Here is a 10,160-nt window from a genome sequence, read left to right as displayed (position 1 = left end):
GCACGCGCCCTGGCGGCGTTGTCACTCGTCGCGATGCCTCCGGCATCGCTCCTCGCTCCGCCTTGCCAGCGCACGCGCTGGACGCCGCTCGCGACGGCGCCGAATCGATCAACACACCCTAGGGCTCGGCTACTTCTTCTTCCCGGGCAGCTTCAGCCAGCTGATGAAGGTGGGGAAGCCCTTCTTGGTGAAGCCCAGCCGCATGCCGTAGAGCGTGCGGACCGGCCGGCGTCCCGCGTCGGCGGAGCTGGTCGCGCTGAGCGGGGGCGCGCAGGGCCGGCGGGTGCCGTTGCAGGTCCAGCCGTGGAAGTAGACCAGCGTCTTGCCCTTGCTCGTCACCACGTCCGCGCCGCCGGGGCCGCAGATCCGCTGCTTGTGGAAGTTGAGCATCACGTGGGCGGTGGCCCCCTGCCAGCTCGCCAGCGGCGTGAGGGTGCGCCGCCACACCGTGCGGTAGTCGCACGAGGTGTAGCTGCCCTCCGACGTCAGCAGGAACCACACCTTGCCGTGGTGGAAGATGACGGGGTTCTCGACCACTCCGGCCGAGCGCAGGATCTCGTAGCTCGGGCCGGCCGCGTGGGCGCCGTCGGCGGTCAGCGGGAGGAGCCGGATCGAGGACGGGATGCCGTCGGTCTTGTAGGCGAGGTAGGGCCGCCCACCCATGATCACGAACGACGGGTCGATGTCGCCGTGGGAGCTGGGCAGGTCCGTGGGCCGGTCCTCGGCCGCGGGTACGGCGGCGCCCGCCGGGCACACCAGCGGCCGGTCGTCCAGCGGGGTGAACGTCCCCGTCGGCGACGAGGCGACGGCCACGCCGATGCACCGGCTCGAGCTCTTCAGCCCGGCCACCGGGGCGGCGAAGTAGAGCAGCCAGTGCTTGCCGACCTTCTGCACGTCGGCGGCCCACATCGCGCCGGTGCGGGCCCAGGCGGGCTTGCGGGCGAGCGCGGGGTCGGCGGCCCGGAAGTTGAGCCCGTTGCCGGCGACCGCGCGCGAGACGTTGGTGCCGGTGCCGACGATGACGAACCCCGACTTGGCCTTCACCACGCTGGGGTCGGCGACGCCGAGGTAGGTGAGCGAGCTGGGCGCCTTCTTCTTGTGCTTCTTGTGCTTCTTCGCGGCCTCGGCGGGCTGGGCGAGCCCGCACAGCAGCGCCGTCACGAGCAGGGTGACAAGACAGAGAAGACCCGCCCGGGGCCCGCGAATGCGGGCGCCCGGGCGGGTCGACCTGAGTGGGTCTGATCTCAGAAGGAGTCCTCGCTGACCTCCATGAGCGAGTTGTCGATCGCCTCGGCGATCGCTCGCTCGGCGGCAATCTTGGGGAGATTGTAGGAGGCGAAGAACTTCGCCGCGGCGATCTTGCCCTGATAGAAGGCTGTGTCCTTCTGTGAGGCGCCGTCGGCCAGCGCCGCGGCGGCGACCTCCGCCTGGTTGAGCAGGAGCCAGCCGATCACCAGATCGCCGACCGCCAGCAGGAGGCGACTGGTGTTCTGGGCGACCTTGTAGATGTTCGCGATCTCGTCCTGCGCGGACATGAGGTCGGTGAACATGTGGCCGACGATGCCCTCGACGTCCTCGAGCGCCCGGGCGAGCAGGTCGCGCGAGGCCTTGAGCTCGGGGTTGCCCTCGCCCGCCAGGAACTCCTTGATGTCCCCGGAGACCTTGCCGATCGCGCGGCCCTGGTCCTTGACGATCTTCCGGAAGAAGAAGTCCTGGCCCTGGATCGCGGTGGTGCCCTCGTAGATCGAGTCGATCTTGGCGTCGCGGATGTACTGCTCGATGGGGTACTCCTGCAGGAAGCCGGAGCCGCCGAGCGTCTGGAGCGACTCGGTGCCGAGCAGCACCCAGGCGCGCTCGGAGCCGAAGCCCTTGACGATCGGGAGGAGCAGGTCGTTGACCGCGACCGCGAGGGTGGCCTCGTCGGTGTCCGTGGTGCCCTCGGCCCGGTGGCGCATGATCTGGTCCTGCCACGAGGTCGTGTAGTAGACGAGGGCGCGCATGCCCTCGGCGTACGACTTCTGCAGGAGCAGGGAGCGGCGGACGTCCGGGTGGTGCGTGATGGTCACGCGCGGCGCGTCCTTGGCGGGGTTGGTGAGGTCGGCGCCCTGGACGCGGCTCTTGGCGTACTCGAGCGCGTTGAGGTAGCCGGTCGACAGCGTCGCGATGGCCTTGGTGCCGACGAGCATGCGGGCGTTCTCGATGACGTCGAACATCTGGCGGATGCCGTCGTGGACCTCGCCGAGGAGGTAGCCGACCGCCGGCTCGCCGCCGCCGATCTGCGGGTCGCCGAAGGTGACCTCGCACGTGTTGGAGACCTTGAGGCCCATCTTGTGCTCGACGTTGGTGACGTAGGCGCCGTTGCGCTCGCCGGTCAGCTCGCCGGTCTCGAGGTCGAAGTGGTACTTCGGCACGAGGAAGAGGGAGAGGCCCTTGGTGCCCGGACCGCCGACGCCCTCGACGCCCCGCGGGCGGGCGAGGACGAGGTGCATGATGTTCTCCTGGAGGTCCGACTCGGCGCTCGTGATGAAGCGCTTCACGCCGGAGATGTTCCAGGTGCCGTCCTCGTTGGCGGTGGCGAAGGTCTTGCCGGCGCCGACGTCGGAGCCCGCGTCGGGCTCGGTCAGCACCATGGTGGCGCCCCACTGCTTCTCGACCATGAACTCGGCGATCTTCTTGTCGCGCTCGTTGCCGTTCTCGAAGACGACGCGCGCGAAGAACGGGCCGGCGCCGTACATCCAGATGGCGGGGTTGGAGCCCGCGACCAGCTCGCCGGTCGCCCAGATCAGCGACGAGGGGGCGGCGGTGCCGCCGATCTCCTCGGGCGCCTGCAGGCTCCAGAAGCCGGACTCCATCCAGGCGTCGTAGGACTTCTTGAAGGCCGCCGGGACGGGGGCGGTGTTGGTCGCGGGGTCGAAGACCGGCGGGTTGCGGTCGGAGTCGACGAAGGACGCGGAGAGGTCCTCGCGGGCGATGCGGTCGACCTCGGCCAGGATCTCCTTGGCGGTGTCGACGTCGAGCTCGGCCCACGGGCCGGTGCCGAGCAGCTTGTCGGTGCCGTTGACCTCGAACAGGTTGAACTCGATGTCACGCAGGTTGCTCTTGTAGTGGCTCACCCGGCCAATGCTACCCGCCGGTAACTTAGATGCCTAGTGGGGCCCGCCCCGGAGCCTCCGGGCGGGGTCGATCAGAGCCAGGAGCGGCCGGTCACCTTCTGGGAGAGGTCCCAGAGGCGGCCGGCCGCCTCGGCGTCGTGCGACAGGCGCGTCGAGCGGACGACGGTGGGCGCGCCGACGATCTCCTTCGGGCCGCCCGGCCCGACGTAGGTGCCACCGGGCAGGTCGGCGGTCGCCGCCATCAGCGTCGGCCGGGCGCCGCCGGCCGCATCCTGGGAGATCAGGCCGTAGCTCGCGTTGAACACCCGCGACAGCGGGCCGAAGCCGCGGCCGTTGGCGACGAGGTGCGTGTGCGCGAAGCCGGGGTGGGCGGCCAGGGCCGTGACGCTGCTGCCGGCCGCCGTGAGGCGGCGGTCGAGCTCGTAGGTGAAGAGCAGGTTGGCGAGCTTGGAGCCGAAGTACGCCGTCCAGCGGCTGTAGCTCGCCGGCTTGATGCGCGGGTCGTCGAGAGGCGCCTTCCGGGCCATGGTGTGGCCGATCGAGGAGACCGTCACGACCCGGCCGGCCGGTGCCGCCTCGAGCTGCCGCAGCAGGAGTCCGGTCAGGAGGAACGGGCCGTAGTGGTTCGTGCCGATCTGGAGCTCCAGACCGTCGGCCGTCGTCGCCCACGGCGTCCACATGACGCCCGCGTTGTTGACGAGCAGGTCGATCGGGCCGCGCGTCTCGAGGTCACCGGCCGCCCGGCGTACGGCGTCGAAGGAGGTGAGGTCGAGGATCGTGGTGGTGAGCGCGGCCTCCGGCACCTCGCTCCGGATCGCCTGCGCCGAGGCGTCGAGCTTGGCCTGGCTCCGTCCCGCGAGGACGACGTCCGCACCCGCCCGGGCGAGCTCGAGCGCCGTGACGTAGCCGATGCCCCCGAGGCTCGGCCCGGTCACCACCGCCGTTCGTCCGGTGAGGTCGGGGATGTCGGCGGTGGTCCAGGTCGCGGCGCTCATGTGCTCCGACCCTAGGGCATGGCTCCTTACTCGGCCGGCGCCTCCACGGCGCCGCATCCCGACCGGCTTCGTTGTCGGCGCTCGGCGCAGCACGCTGCGCTCTCGCGCCTCCGCCTCGCCGGACCAGGCGCGGACACCACGGAATGCGCTTCGGCCGAGTAAGGAGCCATGCCCTAGTCCGCGACCGGTGTGGCCCGGAGGAGCTCCTCGATCAGGGCGGTCACCGCCTCGGGCTGCTCGACGGTGCTGGAGTGGCCGGCGCCCGGCACGATCTCGAGACGCGCGCCCGGGATCCCCTCCGCGATGGCGGACGCCTTCGGCGGCGGGGTGGCGACGTCCTCGGCGCCCACGATGACGAGCGTCGGGGCGACGATCCGGCCGAGGAGGTCCGCGACGGCCTCCCGGTCGCAGACGCCGAGGATCGCCTGGCGCATCGCGGCGCGATCGACTCCCCGCAGCCCGTCGAGCAGCCCGCCGACCAGCTCGTCCGCACGCGGCCCGGCGAGGCTGCTGGCGCCGAACATGATCGGGGCCACCCGGCCGGCGACCGGGCGCAGGCCGACCAGCCGGTAGACGAGCGCGAGGAGCTTGTAGCGCCCGACGTTGGCCGGGTCTTCGGGGCCGGCGCTGGTGTCGAACAGGGTCAGCGACGCCAGCCTCTCGGGATGGCGGGCGGCGAGCCGGATGCCGACGAACCCGCCCATCGACAGCCCGGCGTAGTGCACCCGGCCGGGGCCCAGCGAGTCGACGAGTGCGAGGACGTCGTCGGTGAGGACGTCCATGTCGTAGCGGCCGTCGGGCGCCGGAGCGGAGAGGCCCTGGCCGCGCCAGTCGATCGTCACGCAGCGGTAGCGGTCGCGCAGCGCCGCGACCTGCGGGGCGAACATCCGCCCGCTGAAGAGGAGGCCGTGGCCGAAGACGATCGTCTCGGCATCGGGAGCCGGCGCGCCGGTGTCCTCGACGTGGACCCGCGCTCCGGTGGACAGCGTCGTCAGCACATCCCGAGTGTGCCGCAGGTCGCGCCGGGTGGCTATCGGCCGATCGTGGAGCGGGGCGTCAGATCGCCGCGTGCTCGCCGATCCAGTCGGTGACCGGCCTGGTCGCGCGCCAGTCGGCGCGGACGAGGTCGAGGAGCGCAGGCGTGTGGATCACCGGCTCGAAGCCGATCATCCGGCCGAGGGTGAGCGACTTGTGCTTGAGCAACTCGATCCGCGGGTGGTCGGCGTCGAAGCCGCGGGGCTTGGTCTTGAGCCGGTCGCCGCCGACCTCGTAGCCCCTCCGCTCGGCGCTCCGCAGCAGCCTCTCGAGCTCGGGGCCGAAGCGGTCGTGGTCGATCGCCTGCCTGAACGCGGCCAGCCGCGGCGGCTCGAACCAGTAGCACCCGCCGCCTGTCCGCACCCCGCGCGGCGACACCTCCACGTAGTAGCCCGTCTGCGGCGCCACCGCGACGAACGCTCCCTGGTGAGTCTTGTACGGCGTCTTGTCCTTGCTGAACCGGACGTCCTTGTAGGGCCGGAAGATCTTCGCCGCCCCGAACTCCGCCTCCAGCTCCTTCGTCAGCGCCTTCATGGGCTCCAGCACCGCGCTCTGGTACGTCGTCTTGTGGGCCTCCCAGAACGACTTGGTGTTGTCGACCTCCAGGTCGTCGTAGAAGTCCAGCGCGGCAGACGGAAACCCCTCGAAGCTCACCGGATCATTCTGCCCTTTGGCGATGGACTGGTCGGCGACTAGTCTGAAGGCATGAGCACCGTCGGCGCCTACGAGGCCAAGACCCGTCTGCCGCAGCTCCTGCGCGAGGTCGGCCGCGGCGAGGTCGTCACCATCACCCGCCACGGAGCGGCCATCGCCCGCCTCGTCCCGGTCGCGTCCGTCGCCTCGGGCGGATCGCTGGCAGAGGCCTTCCGGCAGGCGCGCGCCGGCGTACGCCGTGGCGACGTCACCGTTGCCGACATGGTGGCCGAGGGCCGGCGGTGACGCTCGTCGTCGACACGTCGGTCACGATGGCGTGGTGCTTCGAGGACGAGGCGTCGTCGGCGACCGACGACCTGCTCACCCGGGTCGCGGAGGAGGGGTGCCTGATGCCTGCGCTCTGGCGGGCCGAGGTCGCGAACGTGCTCCTCGTCGCCGAGCGGGGAGGGCGACTGACCCCCGCGCAGCGCGACCGGTTCCTGGCGCTGCTCGATCAGCTTCCGGCCACCATCGAGTCCACCGCACCCGAGAGTGCCGCGCTGGTGTGGCTGTCCGACAAGTACGGCCTGTCGGCGTACGACGCGTGGTACCTCTGGCTGGCCATCAGATCCGGGGCCACGCTGGCCACGACCGACCGCCGCCTCGGCGAGGCGGCGCGCGTCGCCGGTGTCGCGGTGCTGCCCTGACCGACGGTCCGGGTTCGCCCGCATCTCCGTCGCGAAGCTCGTGTGCTCGCGCCGGGCGTGATACGACGGAGACATGCGTGGTGCTCGGGTCCTTGTTCTCGCTCTCGTGGTGGCGGTGACGCTGGTGCTGTGCCCGTCCGCGGAGGCGGCGTCGGGACGCTTCCGGCCGAAGAAGGAGCACGACGCGAAGGTCATGGCCGGCTACCGCAAGGAGATCCTGCGGCTGATCAACCGCGAGCGCACCGGTCGCGGCCTGAGCCCGCTGCGGGCCACGAAGTGCGCGAACCGCTTCGCGCGGGGGCTGGCCGACCAGATGGACCGCGAGAACAGCTTCCACCACTCCGACCTGGGCGACCTGATCCGGCGGTGCGGGTACGGCTCGGTCGGCGAGAACATCGTGTACGGCGTCCGGTCGGCCAGGCAGGCGGTGGACGCCTGGATGAACAGCTCCGGGCACCGCGCCAACATCCTCACCGCCGAGTTCCGGCTCAGCGGCATCGGCCTGGTCTACGACGACTCCCGACACGCGTGGATCGTGGTGCAGGACTTCGGCCGCCGCTGACGCGCGGCGGCAGCGGCGGCCGGTGTCGGCCCGGCTCAGTCGCGGTCGAAGCTGTCGGTGTAGGTCTTGACCCCGTAGTGCAGGTCCGTGGCGACGTACGTCGCGGTGACGTCGTACTCGCCCTCGTCGGTGGCCTTGTGGAACGTCGTCGTCCACGTGCCGTCGGAGGCGACCGCCACCCGCTTCACGGCGTCGCGGTGGCCGCTCGGGTCGTAGACCTTGAGGAGGATGGTCGAGCCGGCGGCCGCGGTGCCGCTGATCGTGGTCGTCTTGTCGCTGGTGTCGTCGGCGTCGATGGTGATCTTGGTGCCGTAGGCGGTGCCGACCTTGATGGTCTTCTTCGCGGTCTCGCCGTCGGCGGAGAAGCGCACGACGTACTTCCCGGCGCTCGGCGGCGCGAAGGTGTAGGTGAGCTTGCCGTCCTCGTCGGTTTCGGTCCGCACGGTCACGGCGTAGCTGCCGAGGGCGTTCCTCAGGGTGATCGTGGCGGCGACGTTGTCGTCGAAGTTCTTCGCGACGACGGTGTAGGTCGTGTCGCTCTCGGAGGTGGTGCTGGCGATGCTGGCCGCGTCGGCCGGGGTCGTGGTGGCGAGCGCCAGGCTCGTGGTGGCGAGCGTGGCGACGGCGACGGTGCTGAGACGACGGAACATGAGGCACTCCTTCGTGCGGGGTGTTGAGCAGGTTGTCGGAACGTGCTCACGACGCTAGGAAGCGCACCTGTCCGGACCCGCAACGTCCGCTGAGGCCGGCCTAAATCACACTCCGGGTCATCGGCCGGCCTGGAGGCGGAGGCCGGCGAGCAGCAGGTCCAGCCCGGCGCGGAACTGGTCGGCGTCGTCGTGGTGGGCGAACTCGTCCACGATCTCGTGCAGGAAGGGGAACTCCGAGCTGTCCAGAGCGCGCCACGCGTCGGCGTACCGCTCGATGAACTCGTCGCGGCTGGTCACGCCCGCCAGCACCTCCTCCGGGGGCTCCTGGCCCAGGTCGGCGGCGATGCCGATCACGAAGCCGAGGACGGCGGAGACGGCGTGGAAGGACTCTCGCGGGGGCAGGCCGAGTCGGAGCACCTCCTGGCCGAGCCGCTCGTAGAGCCGGAGGGCGTTGACCTGGAGCTCGGAGTTGCGCATGAAGTAGATGGCGAGCCACGGGCGGTCGACGATGCGGTCGAAGAGCGTCACGGCGATGGTCCGCAGGTCGTCGATCGGGTCGTCGCTGCCCGGAAGCGCGGCGATGTCGACCAGGATGCCGGCGACCACGTGGTCGGTGGCGCGGTCGAGCAGCTCCTCCTTGCTGGAGACGTACCAGTAGATGCTGGCCACGCCGCCGCCCAGCCGCGCGGCCAGGGCGCGGAACGTCAGTGCCGGGGCGCCCGCCTCGTCGAGCAGCGCGACCGCCTCGGTGAGGACCGCCTCCATCGAGTGGGACGCCCGTCGGCGTGGTGTCGGTGGGCCGCCCCTGCGACTCGGCTCTGCGCGTGCCATGACTCACATCCCATCACATCTTGGCAATCATCGAACATTGTTCTATTGTATCGAACGTCGTTCGAAACTCGAACAACGTTCGATCTTAGGAGGTCTCGCCATGAGCGCCACCACCACCCCCGAATCCGCCCCCGGGACCACCCCCGGCTCCACGCCGACGGCGCGCACCTACACCTCGCTGCGCGCCGCGTGGATCCCGCTCTTCGCCCTCTGTCTCGCCTTCTTCGTCGAGATGGCGGACAACACGCTGCTCTCCATCGCGCTGCCGACCATCGGCCGCGACCTCGGCGGCAGCACCACCGCCCTGCAGTGGGTCACCGGCGCCTACTCACTCGTCTTCGGCGGACTCCTGCTCACCGCGGGCTCCGCCGCCGACCGCCTCGGCCGGCGTCGCGTCCTGCTCGTCGGTCTCGCCCTCTTCGGCCTGATCAGCCTCGCGGTGATCGCCGTCGACACGTCGGGCCAGCTGATCGCGCTGCGCGCCGCGCTCGGCGTCGCCGCCGCGATGATGGCCCCGATCACCAACTCGCTGGTCTTCCGGCTCTTCGACGAGCAGGCCCTGCGCATGCGCGCGATGACGATCATGATCATCGTCGGCATGAGCGGCTTCATCCTCGGCCCGCTCGTCGGCGGCACGGCACTTGCCCACATCCGCTGGGAGTGGCTGCTGCTGGTCAACGCCCCGATCGCCCTGATCGCGTGGATCGGCGTGCGCCTCGGCGTACCGGCGGACGACCCGGCCGGCCTGACGCAGGACCGGCTCGACCTGCCCGGGGCGGTCCTCTCCATCGCCACGATCGGCCTCGCCTGCTACACCGCCACGAGCGGCGTCGACCACGGCTGGATGTCCCTGGCGACGTGGGGCTCCGGCATCGGCGCCGTCGTCGCGCTCGTCGGCTTCATCTGGCACGAGCGCCGCACGGCCCAGCCCATGCTCGACCTCGCCATCTTCGGCAACGGCACTGTCCGCGGCGCCGCCATCGCCCAGGTCGGCACGTCCATCGCGATGGCCGGCGTGATGTGGGGCCTGATCCTGCACTTCCAGTACGCCTACGGCTGGAGTCCCGTCCGCGCGGGCCTCGCCAACCTCCCGCTCATCCTGACGATGATCGCGGCGACCCCCGTCTCCGAGGCGCTCGGCAAGCGGTTCGGCCACCGGATCGCCTGCCTCGTCGGCGCGGTGCTGCTCGCCGGCTCCCTGGCCGGCATGGCATGGGGCGTCGAGCACGGGTACGCCGTCATCGCCCTCTTCATGGTCACCTTCACCGTCGGCCTGCGCACCGTGATGACGATCTGCGCGGTGGCCCTGGTCGACGCGATGGACGAGAACCGCACCTCGCTGGGCACCGCGCTCAACGACGCCGCCCAGGAGGTCGGCACCTCGGTCGGCACCGCGGTCGTGGGCACGCTCATCGCCACGCTCGTCACCGCGACCCTGCCGTCGGGCACGTGGGGCGCCGACCTGGTCGCGTCCTTCTTCCACGGCGAGCGCGTCACCTATGTGGTGCTGGCGGCCGTGGTCGGCGTGATCGGCGCCCTCGGCGCGCTGACCCTCACCGACTCGCACTCGGTGGAGGAGGCCCACTGAGCCCGCGTGGGAGTGAGCGGAGTGTGACCTGGGTTACACCCAGGTC

11 protein-coding genes are annotated in these 10,160 nt (G+C 70.9%); 4 read left to right on the top strand and 7 right to left on the bottom strand.

All coding sequences use genetic code 11. The annotated features are described in order from the left end of the window. Positions 1 to 129 precede the first annotated feature (129 nt). The 5 genes from QM572_RS15660 to QM572_RS15640 form a co-directional block, all read right to left on the bottom strand. The gene (locus tag QM572_RS15660; RefSeq protein ID WP_415094753.1) at positions 130 to 1,161 is read right to left on the bottom strand and encodes a family 43 glycosylhydrolase; all 1,032 of its coding nucleotides are present in this window, start codon (positions 1,159 to 1,161) and stop codon (positions 130 to 132) included. A gap of 83 nt (positions 1,162 to 1,244) precedes the next feature. Next, on the bottom strand, positions 1,245 to 3,113 hold the full coding sequence (locus QM572_RS15655; RefSeq protein WP_415094751.1) for an acyl-CoA dehydrogenase: 1,869 nt from the start codon (positions 3,111 to 3,113) through the stop codon (positions 1,245 to 1,247). Positions 3,114 to 3,184: 71 nt separating this feature from the next. Further along, positions 3,185 to 4,108 carry an oxidoreductase gene (locus tag QM572_RS15650; RefSeq protein ID WP_415094749.1) on the bottom strand — a complete coding sequence of 308 codons (924 nt, stop codon included), beginning with the start codon at positions 4,106 to 4,108 and terminating at the stop codon, positions 3,185 to 3,187. Between the two features lie 173 nt (positions 4,109 to 4,281). Then, the gene (locus tag QM572_RS15645) at positions 4,282 to 5,106 is read right to left on the bottom strand and encodes an alpha/beta fold hydrolase (protein ID WP_415094747.1); all 825 of its coding nucleotides are present in this window, start codon (positions 5,104 to 5,106) and stop codon (positions 4,282 to 4,284) included. 58 nt (positions 5,107 to 5,164) lie between these two features. Then, positions 5,165 to 5,797: a DUF2461 domain-containing protein gene (locus QM572_RS15640; RefSeq protein ID WP_415094745.1), complete on the bottom strand. Its 633-nt coding sequence runs from the start codon at positions 5,795 to 5,797 to the stop codon at positions 5,165 to 5,167. Positions 5,798 to 5,848: 51 nt separating this feature from the next. On the opposite strand from QM572_RS15640, the gene QM572_RS15635 reads away from it, so the two are divergent. From QM572_RS15635 to QM572_RS15625, 3 genes are all read left to right on the top strand, one after another. Next, on the top strand, positions 5,849 to 6,082 hold the full coding sequence (locus tag QM572_RS15635; protein WP_415094743.1) for a type II toxin-antitoxin system Phd/YefM family antitoxin: 234 nt from the start codon (positions 5,849 to 5,851) through the stop codon (positions 6,080 to 6,082). Next, the gene (locus QM572_RS15630) at positions 6,079 to 6,483 is read left to right on the top strand and encodes a type II toxin-antitoxin system VapC family toxin (RefSeq protein WP_415094741.1); all 405 of its coding nucleotides are present in this window, start codon (positions 6,079 to 6,081) and stop codon (positions 6,481 to 6,483) included. The genes QM572_RS15635 and QM572_RS15630 overlap by 4 nt, the downstream gene beginning before the upstream one ends. A 73-nt stretch (positions 6,484 to 6,556) precedes the next feature. Further along, positions 6,557 to 7,045, top strand: coding sequence for a CAP domain-containing protein (locus QM572_RS15625; RefSeq protein WP_415094739.1), 489 nt, complete (start codon positions 6,557 to 6,559; stop codon positions 7,043 to 7,045). Positions 7,046 to 7,080: 35 nt separating this feature from the next. Here the strand turns inward: QM572_RS15625 and QM572_RS15620 are convergent, their stop codons facing one another. Next, positions 7,081 to 7,695 carry a hypothetical protein gene (locus tag QM572_RS15620; RefSeq protein WP_415094737.1) on the bottom strand — a complete coding sequence of 205 codons (615 nt, stop codon included), beginning with the start codon at positions 7,693 to 7,695 and terminating at the stop codon, positions 7,081 to 7,083. Positions 7,696 to 7,812: 117 nt separating this feature from the next. Continuing rightward, positions 7,813 to 8,526 carry a TetR/AcrR family transcriptional regulator gene (locus tag QM572_RS15615; protein ID WP_415094735.1) on the bottom strand — a complete coding sequence of 238 codons (714 nt, stop codon included), beginning with the start codon at positions 8,524 to 8,526 and terminating at the stop codon, positions 7,813 to 7,815. Positions 8,527 to 8,626: 100 nt separating this feature from the next. Here QM572_RS15615 and QM572_RS15610 point away from each other — a divergent pair, with 100 nt between their 5' ends. Next, complete coding sequence (locus QM572_RS15610; RefSeq protein ID WP_415094733.1) at positions 8,627 to 10,114, top strand: MFS transporter; 1,488 nt, start codon at positions 8,627 to 8,629, stop codon at positions 10,112 to 10,114. Positions 10,115 to 10,160: the final 46 nt, after the last annotated feature.

The organism is Nocardioides sp. (genome assembly GCF_047607365.1).
Taxonomy (GTDB): domain Bacteria; phylum Actinomycetota; class Actinomycetes; order Propionibacteriales; family Nocardioidaceae; genus Nocardioides.
This window is presented reverse-complemented; position numbering and strand designations above follow the sequence as displayed.